At 58.1% G+C, this 16,781-nt stretch carries 14 protein-coding genes and 1 tRNA gene; 7 read left to right on the forward strand and 8 right to left on the reverse strand.

Annotated elements, in window-relative coordinates:
- Positions 1 to 290 precede the first annotated feature (290 nt).
- Positions 291 to 378 (reverse strand) — tRNA-Ser (locus NG99_RS17665).
- Between the two features lie 284 nt (positions 379 to 662).
- Between NG99_RS17665 and ghrA the strand changes: the two genes are divergently transcribed.
- Genes ghrA through NG99_RS17680 form a run of 3 tightly spaced genes read left to right on the forward strand, consistent with a single transcriptional unit; the run spans position 663 to position 2,982 of the window.
- Complete coding sequence (ghrA, locus tag NG99_RS17670; protein WP_034895781.1) at positions 663 to 1,601, forward strand: glyoxylate/hydroxypyruvate reductase GhrA; 939 nt, start codon at positions 663 to 665, stop codon at positions 1,599 to 1,601.
- 52 nt (positions 1,602 to 1,653) lie between these two features.
- Positions 1,654 to 2,391, forward strand: coding sequence for a phosphatase (locus tag NG99_RS17675; RefSeq protein WP_034895782.1), 738 nt, complete (start codon positions 1,654 to 1,656; stop codon positions 2,389 to 2,391).
- A 36-nt stretch (positions 2,392 to 2,427) separates the two neighbouring features.
- Complete coding sequence (locus NG99_RS17680) at positions 2,428 to 2,982, forward strand: TorD/DmsD family molecular chaperone (RefSeq protein ID WP_034895784.1); 555 nt, start codon at positions 2,428 to 2,430, stop codon at positions 2,980 to 2,982.
- Positions 2,983 to 3,063: 81 nt separating this feature from the next.
- On the opposite strand, the gene NG99_RS17685 is transcribed toward NG99_RS17680, so the two are convergent.
- Both NG99_RS17685 and NG99_RS17690 read right to left on the reverse strand, forming a co-directional pair.
- Positions 3,064 to 4,437, reverse strand: coding sequence for a CoA transferase (locus tag NG99_RS17685; RefSeq protein WP_034895786.1), 1,374 nt, complete (start codon positions 4,435 to 4,437; stop codon positions 3,064 to 3,066).
- A gap of 57 nt (positions 4,438 to 4,494) precedes the next feature.
- Positions 4,495 to 5,382 carry a DMT family transporter gene (locus NG99_RS17690; RefSeq protein ID WP_034895788.1) on the reverse strand — a complete coding sequence of 296 codons (888 nt, stop codon included), beginning with the start codon at positions 5,380 to 5,382 and terminating at the stop codon, positions 4,495 to 4,497.
- Positions 5,383 to 5,605: 223 nt separating this feature from the next.
- Between NG99_RS17690 and NG99_RS17695 the strand changes: the two genes are divergently transcribed.
- From NG99_RS17695 to NG99_RS17705, 3 genes are all read left to right on the forward strand, one after another.
- A complete protein-coding gene (locus NG99_RS17695; RefSeq protein WP_034895789.1) occupies positions 5,606 to 6,319 on the forward strand; it encodes a glutamine amidotransferase in 714 nt (237 codons plus the stop codon).
- Positions 6,320 to 6,561: 242 nt separating this feature from the next.
- Positions 6,562 to 8,082 carry an acetaldehyde dehydrogenase ExaC gene (gene exaC, locus NG99_RS17700; RefSeq protein ID WP_034895791.1) on the forward strand — a complete coding sequence of 507 codons (1,521 nt, stop codon included), beginning with the start codon at positions 6,562 to 6,564 and terminating at the stop codon, positions 8,080 to 8,082.
- Positions 8,083 to 8,310: 228 nt separating this feature from the next.
- Positions 8,311 to 9,741 carry a purine-cytosine permease family protein gene (locus NG99_RS17705; protein WP_034895793.1) on the forward strand — a complete coding sequence of 477 codons (1,431 nt, stop codon included), beginning with the start codon at positions 8,311 to 8,313 and terminating at the stop codon, positions 9,739 to 9,741.
- A gap of 69 nt (positions 9,742 to 9,810) precedes the next feature.
- Here NG99_RS17705 and NG99_RS17710 read toward each other — a convergent pair whose 3' ends face one another.
- The 3 genes from NG99_RS17710 to NG99_RS17720 all read right to left on the reverse strand — a co-directional run bounded on the left by NG99_RS17710 (position 9,811) and on the right by NG99_RS17720 (position 14,202).
- Positions 9,811 to 11,988, reverse strand: a complete 2,178-nt coding sequence (locus NG99_RS17710; protein WP_034895795.1) for a bifunctional diguanylate cyclase/phosphodiesterase — start codon at positions 11,986 to 11,988, stop codon at positions 9,811 to 9,813.
- A 151-nt stretch (positions 11,989 to 12,139) separates the two neighbouring features.
- Positions 12,140 to 13,498 carry a cation:proton antiporter gene (locus NG99_RS17715; RefSeq protein WP_034895797.1) on the reverse strand — a complete coding sequence of 453 codons (1,359 nt, stop codon included), beginning with the start codon at positions 13,496 to 13,498 and terminating at the stop codon, positions 12,140 to 12,142.
- A 131-nt stretch (positions 13,499 to 13,629) separates the two neighbouring features.
- Positions 13,630 to 14,202 (reverse strand): NADPH-dependent FMN reductase, encoded by a 573-nt coding sequence (locus NG99_RS17720; RefSeq protein WP_034895799.1) that lies wholly within the window; start codon positions 14,200 to 14,202, stop codon positions 13,630 to 13,632.
- 244 nt (positions 14,203 to 14,446) lie between these two features.
- Here NG99_RS17720 and hemB point away from each other — a divergent pair, with 244 nt between their 5' ends.
- The gene (hemB, locus tag NG99_RS17725; RefSeq protein WP_034895802.1) at positions 14,447 to 15,424 is read left to right on the forward strand and encodes a porphobilinogen synthase; all 978 of its coding nucleotides are present in this window, start codon (positions 14,447 to 14,449) and stop codon (positions 15,422 to 15,424) included.
- 60 nt (positions 15,425 to 15,484) lie between these two features.
- On the opposite strand, the gene NG99_RS17730 is transcribed toward hemB, so the two are convergent.
- Both NG99_RS17730 and NG99_RS17735 read right to left on the reverse strand, forming a co-directional pair.
- Positions 15,485 to 15,793 carry an EthD family reductase gene (locus NG99_RS17730; protein WP_034895804.1) on the reverse strand — a complete coding sequence of 103 codons (309 nt, stop codon included), beginning with the start codon at positions 15,791 to 15,793 and terminating at the stop codon, positions 15,485 to 15,487.
- A gap of 48 nt (positions 15,794 to 15,841) precedes the next feature.
- A complete protein-coding gene (locus NG99_RS17735; RefSeq protein WP_332308357.1) occupies positions 15,842 to 16,771 on the reverse strand; it encodes a LysR family transcriptional regulator in 930 nt (309 codons plus the stop codon).
- Between the last annotated feature and the right edge of the window lie 10 nt (positions 16,772 to 16,781).

Below are 16,781 nucleotides of genomic sequence, written 5' to 3' on the forward strand. Positions count from 1 at the left end.
CCGGCTGAAGCCGGTTGTCGCCCCCCGTCGGGGTTTCTCACCCACCCTCTACGGAGCAATATGCAAAAAAAAAAGTCTGAACGTAAGCTCAGACTTTCTCTTTAAAAATGGCGGTGAGGGGGGGATTGACTCGCTTTGCTCGCCCTTCGGGCAGTTCGTCCGTAGGGCGTCCGACCTGTCCAACCGTCTGAAGCCGGTTGTCGACCCCCGTCGGGGTTTCTCACCCACCCTCTACGGAGCAATATGCAAAAAAAAAGTCTGAACGGTTGCTCAGACTTTCTCTTCAAAGATGGCGGTGAGGGGGGGATTCGAACCCCCGATACGTTGCCGTATACACACTTTCCAGGCGTGCTCCTTCAGCCACTCGGACACCTCACCGTTTTGTTGCCGCAACCAGGTTGCTGACGGGCGCTAATGTAGGCAAAAGCACCGCCGCGGTCAACTCCCTTTCTGCACTTTTCCGTGTCTTTTGCCTGTTTTACGACTGACTGCTGCTTAAATCGCCGGAAGAGGGGGGATTTGCAGCGCTACGGTCGCGCAACACCGCATTTCCCTGCCAGGCGAAAGCAATGATGGCTGCCGAAACTCTTACTCTGCTACCATTTTTTGCTTGCCAGTCGCGGCGTTTTCCCCGAGCCTGAAGAAAAAACAGGAGAGCTAACGTGGATATCATTTACTACCACCCGTCATTTAATGCAGAGATGTGGATCAACAGCTTACAGCAGCGCCTTCCGACGGCGCGTATCCGTCAGTGGCAGGCAGGAGACGACGCGCCGGCCGACTATGCGCTGGTCCGCCAGCCTCCCGTTGATATGCTGCGGGGACGCAGGCTGAAAGGCGTCTTTGCACTAGGGGCGGGCGTTGATGATATTCTCGGCCAGCTTCGCCAGCACCCTGAAATGCTGGCTGAAGGCGTGCCGCTGTTCCGGCTGGAAGATACTGGCATGGGACGGCAGATGCAGGAGTACGCGGTTTATCATGTGCTTGGCTGGTTCCGCCGCTTTACCGAATACCAGCAGCAGAAAACCCAGGCTCTGTGGCAACATCTGCCCAATTATGACCGTGCGGATTTCACCATTGGTATCCTCGGCGCTGGCGTGCTGGGACGCAGCGTGGCGGAGGGCCTGAAGTTCTGGGGATTCCCGGTCCGCTGCTGGAGTCGTTCAGCCAAAGACCTGCCCGGTATCACCAGCTTTCACGGCGCGGAACAGCTTGGCGAGTTCCTTGCCGGTAGTCAGGTATTGATCAACCTGCTGCCGAATACGCCGCAGACGGAAGGTATCCTTAACCGCGCGCTGCTCAGCCAGCTCAGGCCGCAGGCATTCCTGCTCAACCTCGCGCGTGGGCCGCATCTGGTGGAAGAGGATCTGCTGGCAGCCATTGACGCCGGTGAGATCAAAGCCGCTGCGCTGGATGTTTTTGTGCAGGAACCGCTGGATACCCGACACCCTTTCTGGGCGCATCCGGCTATCGCCATCACCCCGCATAATGCTGCTGTCACCTTGCCACACGAAGCTATGGATTATATTGCGAAGTCGATCGTACAGCGGGAGGCGGGAGAAATGCCTTCCGGGCTGGTGGACCGGTCTCGCGGTTATTGAGCCAACCCAGGGCAGGGATGCTATTCTTGCCCTAAGCCTTCAGGAGAAATTTATGTACCCCGTTGACCTTCATATGCACACCGTTGCCAGCACCCATGCCTACAGTACGCTGCGTGATTACGTTCTCCAGGCGCAAACCTGCGGCGTTAAGTTACTGGCGATCACCGACCATGGCCCGGATATGGCCGATGCGCCGCACTACTGGCACTTTGTGAATATGCGCGTCTGGCCGCGAGTGGTGGATGGCGTTGGCATTCTGCGCGGTATTGAAGCAAACATTAAAAACACCGACGGCGATATTGACTGCACCGGGCCAATGATGGATTCGATGGATATTGTGGTCGCTGGATTTCATGAGCCGGTATTCGCGCCGCGCGACAAGGCCACGCATACCGAAGCGATGATCGCCGCCATGGCGAGCGGCAATGTGCATATTATCAGCCATCCCGGCAACCCGAAGTATCCGGTTGATATCAATGCGATTGCGCAGGCGGCGGCAAAATATCATGTGGCGCTGGAGCTGAACAACTCCTCCTTTACCCATTCCCGCCCCGGCAGCGAACCAAACTGCCGGGCTATCGTCGCTGCCGTACGCGATGCGGGAGGGTGGATCTCCTGCGGTTCCGATTCGCATACCGCCTTTACTCTTGGAAACTTCGAACATTGCCTGCGAATCATAAAGGAAGTGGATTTCCCTGAAGATCGCGTATTAAATGTCACGCCGCGCCGCCTGCTGGATTTTCTCGAGCAGCGGACCGGCAAGAAAATTGCTGAATTTGCTGACATGTGACAATGTCACAATTAACCTCTGAATGGACTGACCGTTATGAATGAATTTTCCATCATCTGCCGTATTCTCGGCTCGCTGTACAACCGCCAGCCGCAGGATCCGCTGCTGGTGCCGTTGTTCACCCTGCTACGCGAGGGCAAATTGCAGCAGCACTGGCCGCTTGAGCAGGATGAGCTGCTGACCCGGTTACAGGAAAATAGCGACCCGCAGGCGCTGGCCGCCGATTACAACGCGCTGTTTGTCGGCAGTGATTGCAAGGTACCGCCGTTCGGTTCGCACTGGGATAACGGTCCGCAGGAGAGTGAAATCCGGGGTTTTCTACAGAACCGGGGAATGCCGCTTGGCGATTCGCCCGCCGACCACATCGGCGCGCTGCTGCTGGCCGCTTCGTGGCTGGAAGATCAGTCCGAAGCGGATGAGTCACAGGCGCAAATTACCCTGTTTGATCAGTATCTGTTGCCATGGGTTGGTCAGTTCCTGGGCAAGGTTGAAGCCCATGCCAGCACCGCGTTTTACCGTACGCTGGCCGCGCTGAGCCGCGAAGCCATTCAGGCGATGCGTGACGAGCTGGAAGAAGAAGGGGAAGTCTGACCTTTTGCCCGCTCACCAACTTGTCATAAATAGCCTTCCGGAAGCCAGCGAAACACTGGCCGACGGAGGGTTTTTTATTGGCTATTTCAGCCAGAAAGGCGCTTCGGAACCGAGAGGCGAAGCAGAGCGTGACCAGAGCAGCGGCGTGCCGGGCAGCCACACCGGCGAGCGCAGACGATAGCCGATCCCCCAGTGCGTCAGTTCCGCTTCGACATTATCATCCTGAGGCCTGGCGAGGCCAATACCGGCTGGCCGCTCATCTTCCTCGTAAGGGTTCTCCGTCAGCAGGCACGCTGTCCTGGCAAGAGACAGACGGGCGGTGAAGCCGGTATTATGCAGCAGCCGCTGGCGCAAACCTTCAAGCACCGCCGCCGCCATTAAGTAGCCGGTAGCATGATCGAGCGCCTGTACGGGAAGCGGCGAAGGGGCCTCGCTCATTTTCCAGCGGCGTCCGCTCTCAGCAATGCCGCAGCCCATCTGCACGAGGCTGTCAAAGCCGCGGCGATTGCGCCAGGGACCGGTCCAGCCCCAGGCGTTCAGGCTGACGTCTGTCAGACCTGGCGCGAGCTTTTGCAGCGTCTCGGCGTCGTATCCCAATGCGGGCAGCGCGTCGGCGCGGTAGCCATGCACCAGCACGTCCGCTTCACTTAACAGCGCTTCAAACCGCTGGCGTCCCTCCGCTGATTTCAGATCCAGCCTGGCGCAGCGTTTGCCTGGGGTGAGCTCCTCCTCCAGCGTCGGCTCCTGCCAGTCCGGCGGGTCAAGGCGCAAGACCTCTGCTCCCAGCCCGGCCAGAAACCTTGTTGCCACCGGTCCGGCGATAATTCGGGTCAGATCCAGCACGCGAACGCCGTGCAGGGGGCGGGCGGGTAATAAGCGCCAGAGCGGTGCGGAGGCTTCCGGTTGCAGCGTCTGCTCAATCAGCGATTCGCGCTTTACCGCCTGTCCCTGAGGATGCTGCTGCCACGCTTGCAGGCTGCGCATCCCGGCCGCACAGCCTCCGGCGATAATCACCGCTTCTTCCAGCGCGCTCTTGTCCCACTGACTGACAGCCTGTGCCAGGCTGGCTCGATCCGCGTGGCGGCCAAGTACGCTCTCAACGGCGGCGCGATGGTGGGGCGCATTAGTATGCAGACGGATCCAGCCGTCGCGCGTGGCGTAATCGCCCGCGAACGGGTCCCATAAGGCCGGTGCCGGGCGGTTGAGCGGGCGGAAGCTATGCTGAAACCAGCGCGAGGCCAGATGACAATCGACCTCGGTTTGATGCTGATTCCCCACCAGCTCGGCGGCGGCCTGCATCGCCAGCGCAATGCTGGTGCTGGCGAGTTCGGTCACCGGATACAGAGAGCCGAAGCGCGCCTCGCCGTTAAATTTTACCGCTGGCAGCGGCGTGTTGGCATTGCGCAGCCCGTGCCAGAGCTGCTGCCAGAGCCGTGTCGAATACCTGTTGTCCATTGCTCTCTCCCTTTGTGAGGGTCAGTACCTGGCAACCAGGGCGTTTTCCCCCTCACGCTAACGCAGGCGGCGGAATTTGGGCAGCCTGGCGTGCATCCGCAGATTGCGCAGGTTAATCACCGCAATTGCCGTACCCGCCACCACCAGCAGCGCGCCGATAATTTTGAATATGTTCATGCTGTCTCCCAGCACTATCACGCCCATGATCACCGCCAGCACCGGCGTCAGCAGGGAATAGGGCATGATCAGGTTGACGTTGTAATTGCGCAGCAGCGAATACCACAGCGAATAGGCGACAATGGATGAGAAAATAGCGCTGTAGAGGATGCCAAACCAGCCGCGCCAGCTGGAGTGGATCAGGCTGTGGATCTGGTGGGATTCCAGCAGGAAGGAGGCCAGCCCGACGATGGGAATGGCGAGAAAAGAGAGCCAGCCGGTCATTGCCAGCGGTTTGATTGCCGGAGATTTTTTTACCAGCATATTGCTGATGGCCCAGCCAGCCGCACTGCACAGCAGCAGGCAAAGCACCCACCAGGCGGGGATGGTCGGACTGCCGGCCAGCACCACTACGCCGGTCAGCGAGACAGCGATGCCTGACATCTGTACCAGCGATAACTTTTCCTTCAGGATCACCATCGCCAGGATCATCGCAAACGGCGTGCCGAGCTGCACCACAATCGCGCCGGTTCCGGCATCGGTATACTTCATGCCGACGAACAGCAGCGAAAAATGCAGGAAACCAAAGGTAAACGCCAGCGGCACCAGATAGCGCAGCTGTTCGCGAGTGACACGAGTAAAAGGGACCAGAATCAGCGCGACAACCACAAAGCGCATCAGGGTCAGAAACAGCGGAGGCAGGTCGATCAGCCCCCATTTAATGGCGACGTTATTGAACGCCCAGAGGGTTACCACCAGTAAAATCAGTAAAAAATGACGCAAAGCCACGAGAGGGTCCTGTTGTGGAGGTTATTACCCGGTAATCATGGCATGAATTGACGCTGAATTAAGCAGAGAAAAACGATTTTTTTTCGCGCTGCCCGCCGATCCACGCCGTACGGGTTATCACTTTTTGTCTGCAAGTCCTCAGAAAAAGTGATGAGACAGCCTGCCCGCAAAATGCCATCATTAGCCTCTGCCCGTGATGAAAAAATAAGGATGCCCTCACGCTATGAGTTCTTCGCTCCCGTTAGCCATCATTCAGTTTGAAACGCCTCCTGAAGCGGTCATCGATCGCGTGGGTGAACAGCAGCACTGGTTTATTGCGGCCCTGGGGTTGCAGCCTGGCGACTTTATTGTCGTCCGTCCCGATTTGGGCGAGGCCCTGCCGGAGCCTTCCTCCGTCGCGGCGGCGGTGCTCAGCGGTTCCTGGGCGATGGTCACTGACCACGCTGAGTGGAGCGAACGCAGCGCGGCCTGGGTCCGCAGCGCGGTTGAACAGCAACTCCCGCTGCTTGGCGTTTGCTTTGGTCACCAGCTAATGGCCTATGCGCTTGGCGGCTGGGTAGACGACAACCCGCGCGGCTGGGAACGCGGGTTAAAGCAGCTGGAGATGAATGAATGCTCTGCTGGCGATCCGCTACTGAGCCAGCTTCCCACGCATTTTTCTGCCTGGCTTTCCCACCGCCAGTCGGTGCTCCAGCCGCCGCCTGGCGCGCAGGTGCTGGCGTCGTCTGCGCAGGATGACTGCCAGATTATCCGCTATACCCCTCAGGCGCTTTCCGTGCAGTTTCACCCTGAGTTTACCGGCGGAATCATGACCGCCTGCCTGCAAAACGGGCAGAGCTCGGCCAGCCTGATGGAACATCAGCAGGAACCTGCCAGCCCGCTGCATCTGCTACAGGCGTTCTGGCGCCAGCACCGCCAGGCAAGCAGACTCGCCTGATCCCCGTCATTCCCCTGAAGCGTGACGCCTGGCTACCGTCAGGCCGCGCGCTTCAGCCTTCTTTTTGCCTGCAAATTTGTGTGCGTTACCTCACAATGAGAGCCAAACCTCCGTTTATCCTGGCACCCCGGTCACAGTTTCCTCCCCGGCGATCTGACATGCTCATTTTTAGCAATATTGTTAATGATGGGTTATTTAATTGTTAATATCACTACGGCGAATTTCTCCCGAGGAGAACGATCATGCGCTATGCCTATCCGGGTACTAAAGAGTCACTGATTACGCTGAAGCCGCAATACGGCAACTATATCAACGGTGAGTTTGTGCCGCCGGTCAACGGGGAATACTTCTCTAACACTTCCCCGATTAACGGTTCGGTGATTGGCGATTTTCCTCGTTCTGATAAGGACGACGTGGAAAAAGCGCTGGACGCCGCTCATGCCGCCGCAGACGCCTGGGGGAAAACTTCCGCTCAGGCGCGCTCGCTGGCGCTGCTGAAAATTGCCGACCGGCTGGAAGAGAACCTTGAATATATTGCGGTCAATGAGACCTGGGATAACGGCAAGCCGGTGCGTGAAACGCTGGCGGCCGACCTGCCGCTGGCGGTCGATCATTTCCGCTATTTTGCTGGCTGCATTCGTGCGCAGGAGGGCACCTCGGCCGAGATCGACGAATTCACCGCGGCCTACCACTTCCACGAGCCGCTGGGCGTGGTGGCGCAAATCATTCCCTGGAATTTCCCGCTGCTGATGGCCGCGTGGAAGCTGGCACCCGCGCTGGCAGCCGGGAACTGCGTGATACTGAAACCGGCCGAGCAGACGCCGCTCTCCATCACCCTGTTTGTTGAACTGATTGCTGACCTGTTGCCGAAGGGCGTACTGAACGTGGTTCATGGCTACGGTCGCGAAGCCGGCGAAGCGCTGGCGAGCAATCCCCGTATTGCGAAGGTCGCCTTCACCGGGTCAACCGCCACCGGGGGGCATATTCTTGAGCTGGCGGCGAAAAACCTTATCCCCTCCACGGTTGAGCTGGGAGGCAAGTCGCCGAACATTTTCTTTGAAGACATCATGCAGGCCGAGCCGTCATTTATTGAGAAGGCGGCCGAGGGTGTGGTGCTGGGCTTTCTGAATCAGGGCGAGGTGTGTACCTGTCCTTCCCGCGCGCTGGTGCAGGAGTCGATTTATGAGCCCTTTATGGCAGCGGTGCTGAAGCGGGTGAAAACCATCAAACGTGGCGATCCGATGGATACCGAAACGATGGTGGGCGCTCAGGCCTCGCAGCAGCAGTTTGATAAAATTCTCTCCTACCTGGATATCGCGCAGCAAGAAGGGGCGGAAATCCTGGCTGGCGGCGGCGTTGAAAAGCTGGAAGGCGGGCTGTCGACCGGCTATTACATCCAGCCTACGTTGCTGAAGGGCAACAACAGTATGCGCGTGTTTCAGGAGGAGATCTTTGGGCCGGTGGTCGGCATTCTGACCTTTAAAGATGAGGAGGAGGCCATTGCTATCGCTAACGACTCTATTTATGGCCTTGGCGCGGGCGTCTGGACGCGGGATATTAACCGCGCCTGGCGCGTCGGACGGGCGATTAAAGCCGGGCGCGTCTGGACCAACTGTTATCACCTTTATCCGGCTCATGCCGCTTTTGGCGGCTATAAAAAATCGGGCATTGGCCGCGAAACTCACAAAATGATGCTCGATCACTATCAGCAGACCAAAAACCTGCTGGTCAGCTATGGCGTTCAGCCGCTGGGCTTCTTCTGATCCTTGCTTAACGGGGCCGCAAGTGCGGCCCCTCGGTTGCCTTTTTGCCGACGCTCACATATTGATTTTTCTTATGACTCATCATCTTGCCGACGAAAGCCAAATATGGCACGCTGCCATAGGGTTGTATATACAAGACTAACTACGCAGCCCGGACACTTCATCACGCCACTTTGTCTCATGACGTTCCCATGAGCGGGCGGCTCCCTTTCAGGCAAGGAGTTGGTTATGTCATCAGCATCATCTGCGCAGCAGAACAGCCGGCGTGCGGAAAGCAAACTGATTGAGACGCGCAGCATTGACTATATCCCCGAATCAGAGCGTCACGGCAGCGTGTTCAGCCAGTTCACGCTGTGGTTTGGCGGCAACCTGCAAATCACTGCCATCGTCACCGGCGCGCTGACCGTCGTGCTGGGCGGCGATGTGGTCTGGTCGCTGACTGGCCTGCTGGTTGGCCAGATTATCGGTGCTGGCATCATGGCGCTCCATGCGGTGCAGGGGCCAAGGCTTGGCCTGCCGCAAATGATCACCTGCCGCACGCAGTTTGGCGTGTACGGCGCGGTGATCCCGCTGGTGCTGGTCTGCGTGATGTACATTGGCTTCTCAGCCAGCGGCACCGTGCTGGCCGGGCAGGCGCTGGCGCATCTCGCCAGCATCAGCGACCGGGCGGGGATTGTGGCGTTCGGGCTGATCATCATTGTGGTCGCCGCGCTGGGCTATCGCCTGATCCATGGGCTGGGCAAAGTGGCTAGCGTGGTGGGAGTGCTGACCTTTATCTATCTGTTTTTCCGCCTGCTGCTGGAAAACGACGTTGGCGCACTGCTGAGCAATAGCCACTTCTCGCTGTCGATGTTCTTGCTGGCGATGTCGCTCTCTTCCTCCTGGCAGATTGCCTTTTGCCCCTACGTTTCCGACTATTCGCGCTATCTGCCGCGCAACGTCTCCGCCGGAAAAACGTTTGCCGCGGTGTTTGCCGGTACGGCGCTGGGCACGCAGCTCTCAATGACGCTAGGCGTGGTTGCCGCCGCGCTGGCCGGGAAAGCGTTCTCGGGCAATGAAGTGGGCTATATTGTCGGGCTGGGTTCGACGGGAACGATGGCGCTGGTGCTCTATTTTGCTATTTGCTTTGGTAAAATCACCTTCACCACCCTCAACGCCTACGGCAGCTTTATGTCGCTGACCACCATTGTTTGCGGCTTCCGCAAAACGGCGACCATCACCAGAGCTGGCCGCATCACTTTTATTATCTGCATGGTAGCTATCAGCTGCGCGATCGCCATTCTCAGTGAACCCTCTTTCCTTAAGTCCTTCACTCAGTTCCTGCTGTTTCTGCTGGCCTTTTTCGTTCCGTGGAGCGCAATGAACCTGATGGATTACTATTTTATTACCCGGGGGCACATTGATATCCCGGCGCTTTCTAACCCTGACGGGCGCTATAAGCGCTGGAATCTGGCGGGGATAGGGACTTATGCGGTAGGGGTGCTGATCCAGCTGCCGTTTATCTCCAACGGTTTTTACAGCGGTTCGCTGGTCTATCTGTTCGACGGTAACGATATCTCATGGATCATTGGCTGGATATTTACCGCGCTGTGCTGGCTGCTGGTGAACCGACAGAGCAAGGCTGTCCGCCTGGAAGCCACCATTTTCCCTGAGGGCTGATAAAAGAGAAGGGCGGAATAACCTCCGCCCTTGCTGTCCCCTTGCACCGGGCGGACAGTTCCGTCCGCCTCAGCTGGCCTTTCCTGGCGTCAGCAATCCCGCGATCTGATCCTTTGATACTGCTTCAGAAAACAGATAACCCTGGAGCTGATTGCAGCCCGCTTCGGCCAGCGCGGCCATCTGTAGCTGAGTTTCCACCCCTTCGGCGGTCACCGTCAGCCCCATGGCCTGGCCCAGTTTCACCACCGATTCGATAATTGCCATCGAATTTTCCGTTACCCCCAGCGACTGGGTGAAAGAGCGGTCTATTTTGATCTTGTCTACCGAGAAATGGCGGAGATAGTTCAGGCTGGAGTAGCCGGTGCCAAAATCATCCAGCGCGATATGGAAGCCCGCCTCACGCAGCTGGTCCATGATCTCCTGCGCGCCTTTTTCATCCTCAATCAGCACGCCTTCGGTGATCTCCAGCTCAATGCGCGTGGCCAGCGTTTGCTCCTGCCTGACGATAGCTTTGAATCGCTCGACAAAACCGGCCGAGCGGAACTGCAATGGCGAGACGTTAACCGCAATGGTCAGGTCGGGCCACGCCAGCGAGACGCGGCAGGCTTCGCGCAGTACCCATTCGCCGATCTGAGTAATCAGCCCCATCTCTTCCGCCAGTGGGATAAACTCGCTGGGCGCGATTGCGCCGTGCACCGGGTGATTCCAGCGCATCAGCGCTTCCAGCCCCACGACCTTCTGCCCGGAAATATCCATCAGCGGCTGGTAATAGACCGCCAGGTTTTTCTTACTCAGCATGGCAAGGTGCAGGTCGGCAGCTATTTGCTGGCGGTTTTTTACCGATTCATCCATCACCTGCTCAAAGACCCGGAACTGTCCGCGCCCCCTGGTTTTCGCTTCATACAGCGCGATATCAGCTTTGCGCATCATCTCGGAACGATCTACCGCATCCTCTGGCGCGACGGACACGCCGATGCTGACGCCTATCCAGGCATCGCTGCCCAGCAGCGTAAACGGGCGAGAGAGCGCCGTGATAATTTCTTCGCACATCCGCTCTATATCCTGTGAGGCGTGTACGGCTTCCAGGATCACCACAAACTCATCGCCCCCAAGTCTGCCCACCGTGTTGTGCTCGCCGGCCAGCTCGCTGACTCTGTGGCCAACCTCAATAATCAGCGTGTCACCGGCGTTATGGCCGTAGGTGTCGTTGATCAGCTTGAATCTGTCCAGGTCCAGCAGCAGCAGCGCGACTTGCTGTCCATTACGCATCAGCCTGCCCAGAGCCTGCGTCAGGCGCTCTTCGACCAGCGCGCGGTTGGGCAGGCCGGTCAGCACATCGTGGAACGCCAGGTGCTGAGCCTGCGCCTCGCTGGCGCTGAGTTGCAGCAGCGACTGCGACAGGCGCTGTGAGGAAAGCCACAGGCGGCGGAGCATCACCATGCAGATCAGCGTAATAACAATGACCACAACCAGTACGACTGGGCCAATAACCGCCAGCATGTGGGTCCCCGGCGTATTGGGCTGCCAGGAAAGATGCCCAAGGGGCTGACCGTCGTGACTGACCAGCAGATAGTTGGCGCCGTTTTCGATCGGATTTCCGTCGGTGTAGCGTAAATCTTTGAGCAGGCTGCGCTGCGACAGCGCGTTGAGGTAGTGGTCATCAAGGTATTTGACGCTGAGCAGGGTAAAGCTTCCCGCTGGTCCACCGCTGCCATCAATGGTTTCCATTGCCAGCACGGCAGGGCGACTGTCGATCAGCGTAAAGTCGATGACCTCACGGTGGCCGTTCTCGCTGTCACCAGACGCCTTCAGCCGGGTCATAAAGGCGCTGACCGGCTGTTGCAGGTGAGCAAACTGTGAGTTGTCAACGTTATGACCATTTTCCCAGCGGTAAACCGGCTGATTATCCGCATTAAGGATATAAACCAGCTGGTGACCAAACATGCTCGAAAGCCAGGCACCGACGTTCTCATTAAGCCAGGCGGTATCCGGCGGCGTCCGGTTCAGGCTGCGGCCAAGAGGCTGCCACAACGCCAGGCTTCGCTGTTGCCTGATAGTTTCGTCAAGGCTTTGAGAAAGTGAGGTTTTTATGATTTGTTGCTGCTGCTCCGCCGCGTTGGCGTTGCTTTTTGCCGTTGCCCACCACACGGTGAAGCTGGCCGCAGAAAAAGTAAAAATCAGTACTAAGACCAGAGGGATAAGCACTTCACGGACAAAATGGACGCGAAAACTTTCGGATATTTTCATCTTTTTTATTAACCTGCTCTGCCTGAAGCGCTGCTGCAATCTCCTTTCAGGCTAGCATAAATCTGATTTCTGACTTTTCCAGCGAGTCTGAAACGTGCGCCATGTTGATTTTCAGGCGTTTTATTGTGAAGAAAATTTTAACTTATGCCTTTTATTGCTCTTCAGGTGATTTTTGCTGGCTGGCGGCGATCTTTGCCTGTCGCCAGTTCAACAGCGGCGTGACGGAAATGCCATGCATAATCACGCTGGCTACGATTAGCGTAAAAGCCATATCGGCCATGCGGCTGACCTCTGAGCCGACCAGCCCGTGAGTATAGGCCCAGGCAATATAGTTAATGCTGCCAATCCCACGGATCCCCAGCCAGCCAATGATCAAACGCTGCTCCCGGGGGGCTTTCATGCCGACGGTGGCGATCCACACCGCAAGCGGGCGAATGACGATAAATAGCAGGGCGGCCATCAGTAGCCCCTGCGGGTCCCAGTGTTGGGCCAGCGTCACGCCAAGGACGATGATGATCCCGGCGGCGAACAGCCTTTCCACCGTATCGCCAAACGACAGCGCGTCGCCGACCACCAGACCGACCGAACTGGCGGCATTGGTTTCGCCCGGCTCGTGGCGAATGTGGGGGTTGACCAGCACCTCGGCCGGGGGGCGATTGTCGCTGTCGGAGAAGTCATCCGCCGGCTGACGATTAATCACCCGCATTTCGGCGCGGCGCAGGCCGACCCCGGCGGCAAAGGCGGCCAGGAAGCCAGAGGCATCCAGCGTCTGGGCGGCGGCATAGCTCAGGGCGATCAGCGCCAGCGCGAGGAAATCGTTAGGCGCCACGTCCTGATGAGTATGGCGCAGGTGGGTGATGTACTGACCGACAAACCGTCCAAGCAGGAAGCCAATGCCCAGGCCGCCAACCATCGCCCACGCGACATCAATCAGCGCCCAGTGCGCGAAGGCGGGCAGGGAGAAATCGTGCTGAGTAGTCAGTAGCATCACCGCCAGCATCAGCAGCGGCAGGGCGGTGCCGTCATTCATTCCCGCCTCGCTGGAGAGCGAAACGCGCAGGTTGTCGTCATCCCTGGCGTCGTTGACCGAGATCAGGCTGGCGAGTACCGGGTCCGTCGGGGCGACAATCGCGCCGAACGCCAGCGATAGCGCCCAGGGTAAATCCGTCAGATAGTGCGCGACCACGGTCACGCCTGCTACCGTCAGCAGCATTCCGGGAAATGCCAGCCGCAAGCCGATGCGCCAGCCCTGACTTTTTAATGGCAGCCTGAGTTTCAGCCCGGTAATAAACAGCGACGCGGCCATGGCAATCTCAGTCAGATTTTTGGTCAGCGCCGCGTGGGCGGCAATATCGATCTGCAATACGTTCAGCGCCCACGGGCCGCAGGCAATGCCCGCCGCCAGATACAGGGCAAATGCCGTCACCGGGCCACGGTTTATCCAGCCCGATGCCAGCGACATCAACAGTAGCAATCCGCCGATGGCGGCGGTCCAGCCAAGAAATCCCATTGCACCTCCTTTCTGCTTTATGACCATTAGTATGGACGCTAAAAGCGTGACGCGAAGGATATCCTGTTGAAAAGAAATATTTTTAGCGAGGAGGGATGAAAGATGGCCGCCTCAGCGCGGGCGGCCTTTGATCACGCCTTGCGGTTTTTGCGTGCCCGAACGGCCAGCGCCTCCAGCTGAGCGGCAAGATGGCGCAGAGTATCTTCGTCTTTGACCTTGCCCGTTTCGCCATCAATGCGGGCGAGCGCCTGACCAATCATAATTTCAGGCTTGTTCAGCGTATCGGCATTGAGAAACACCAGGCTCTGACGCAGATGATACTGCGCGCGAGCGCCGCCAATCATGCCCGGTGACGCGCTCTGGATCGCGACGGGTTTAGCTGAAAATGGGTTTTCCGGCAGACGAGACAGCCAGTCGATAGCGTTCTTCAGCGCGCCAGGCATGGAATAGTTGTATTCCGGCGTGACAATAATCACGCCGTCGGCGGCGGCAATGGCTTTTCCCATGGCGACGACTGCTTCCGGGAAACCCTCCGCCTGAATATCGGCATCGTAGTGCGGCAGATCGGCTATTGAGCCCAGCGCGGTTATTGTAACATCGGCTGGCGCCAGAGCGGGCAGGCTCGCGGCCACGGCGGCATTGAGCGAGGCCTTGCGCAGGCTACCCAACAGCGTAACAAAAGTTAAAGAGCTGCCTTCAGACATGACAATCCCTTAATTATCAGAAAAGTGAGAGGGGAAATACGGCATTTATAGCTCAAATCAGTATCCCCCTATCCGTCAGCGGGTGTCAAAGCGCCGGACAATATTACGCATTCCGTGCCGTTATCACCGCGGCCAGAGCGGCAAATATTGTCAGGCTGCGCTCAGAGGTATACTGTTAGCAGACTTCTTTTTTCTCACCGGCGGCTGTTTTTCGCCGATGATTCTCCGCTAAACCGAGGTTGTTGTGTCCAGTTATACGCCTAACCAACGTCCAAGACGTCTGCGTCAGACCCCCTCTCTTCGTGCCCTTTTCCAGGAAACGTCTCTGAGCATCAACGATCTGGCGCTGCCGATTTTTGTTGAGGAAGGTCTTGATGACTATAAAGCCATTCAGGCCATGCCGGGCGTGATGCGTATTCCAGAGAAGCGTCTGGCTTATGAAATCGAACGTATTGCTAAAGCTGGTATCCGTTCGGTAATGACGTTTGGTATTTCGCACCATACCGACGCGGATGGCAGCGATGCCTGGCAGGAAAACGGTCTGGTTTCCCGTATGTCGCGTATTTGCAAAGAAACCGTGCCGGAAATGATCGTGATGTCCGATACCTGCTTCTGCGAATACACCACTCACGGACACTGCGGCGTGCTGCACGATCACGGCGTTGATAACGACGCCACGCTGATCAACCTGGGCAAGCAGGCCGTTGCCGCCGCTCACGCTGGCGCCGATTTTATCGCGCCCTCGGCAGCCATGGATGGGCAGGTGGCGGCTATCCGCCAGGCGCTGGACGCCGCCGGTTTCACCGACACGGCGATCATGTCCTACTCCACCAAGTTCGCCTCGTCTTTCTATGGTCCGTTCCGCGAGGCGGCGGGAACTTCGCTGAAAGGCGATCGTAAAACTTACCAGATGAACCCGATGAACCGCCGCGAAGCGCTGCGTGAGTCGTTAATCGATCAGTCTGAAGGCGCAGATGCGCTGATGGTGAAACCGGCCGGGGCGTATCTGGATATTATCCGCGACGTACGTGATCACACGGAGCTGCCGCTGGCGGCCTATCAGGTTAGCGGCGAGTACGCGATGATCAAATTTGCGGCACAGGCGGGCGCGATTAGCGAGCGAGACGTGGTGCTGGAGAGTCTCGGGGCGATTAAACGCGCCGGTGCGGATCTGATCTTCAGCTACTTCGCGCTGGATCTGGCAGAAAAGAAACTGCTGTAGCCCTGCGTGGCGCAGAAAAAACCGGCTGCTATGCCGGTTTTTTTTATGTCTGACGGCGGGTTACGCCACCACTTCAGCGAGCCATTTCACCGATGTGATATTGGTAAAGTTGTCCACGTCACCGACAATCTCGTCCAGATGCCCGGCCATGCCTTTTTGCAGCTCTTCGGCCGAATGACAAATCAGATGGCAGGCCGCCACGTAGGGCGCTGGCGATCCGTCCGGGCTGGTGAGGATTTTGTCGATGCTGTAAGAGACCAGATAATCACCCATCCGCGCCTTGATCAGCGGCAAGTGCACGTCGCGATAGTAGTCATGATCAAAGTGGCCGTTGTCGGTTGTCGGATAGAACACGCTGTATTTAATCAAAACTTCACCTCGTTGAGTTACCCCGGTGCGCCTCCCGCACCCTTTCTTCTAGTATAGCGAAGCTGCCAGCGACGTGATGAGCGCTCTGAGCCACCGCTGGGCAGAGGAGGTTTCGTGACGGCGGTGCCAGATCAAATCGAAAGGGATGACGGGCAGCGCCAGCGGCGGTGGATAGATTGCCAGCTGGCCGCTTACCGTAGCATATTGCGCTACGCGCTTCATGACCGTTGTGCTCATGTCGCTGGCGGCCACGATGGCTGGCGCGGCAAACATCTGCGGCAGCGTCAGCGCGCAGGTGCGGCGCAATCCCTGCCGATCCAGCGCCTGGTCGACAAGGCCATAGCCGTCTCCCTCCGGGGAAACCAGCACATGCCGCAGCGCCAGAAAGGTGGCCAGGTCCAGCGTTTCCCCGGCAAGGGGATGATCCCGGCGCAGCAGCGTGACAAATTCATCCTGTAAAAGAGGGTGGGAAAGGATGCGGTTGTCCTGCTGTCCCGTTGGCACGCCAATCGCCGCGTCGATTTTACCCGCGTCCAGCAGCGTGACGGCATCGTCACGATGGCTGATGGCCAGCACGTTCAGCGTGATGCCGGGCGCCTGCCGTTCAAGCGTCTTGCTCAGCAGCGGCAGCAGCACGTAAGCCGGGTATTCAGACAAGCCGAGTCGGAACGTCTGGTTAACCTTAGTGGGATCAAAAACCGGTCGGGTAATCAGCGTCTCCTCCAGCTGCCGCAGAACGTTAGCTACCGGTACGGCCAGTTCTCTGGCTCTGGCCGTGGGCTGTAGCCCCTCAGCGCCGCGCTGAAAAAGAGGATCGCCAAACAGCGTACGCAGGCGACCCAGCGCCGCACTCATTGCCGGTTGGCTGACGCCAACGTGGCTGGCGGCGCGGGTAACGTTGCGCTCCTCAATCAGCGCATTAAAAGCGACCAGCAGGTTGAGATCGATACCGTGGAAATCCATAAATCGTATAAACATCTATATCGGT

Origin of the sequence: Erwinia typographi (genome assembly GCF_000773975.1) — a bacterium.
In the GTDB taxonomy this organism is placed as follows: Bacteria; Pseudomonadota; Gammaproteobacteria; order Enterobacterales; family Enterobacteriaceae; genus Erwinia; species Erwinia typographi.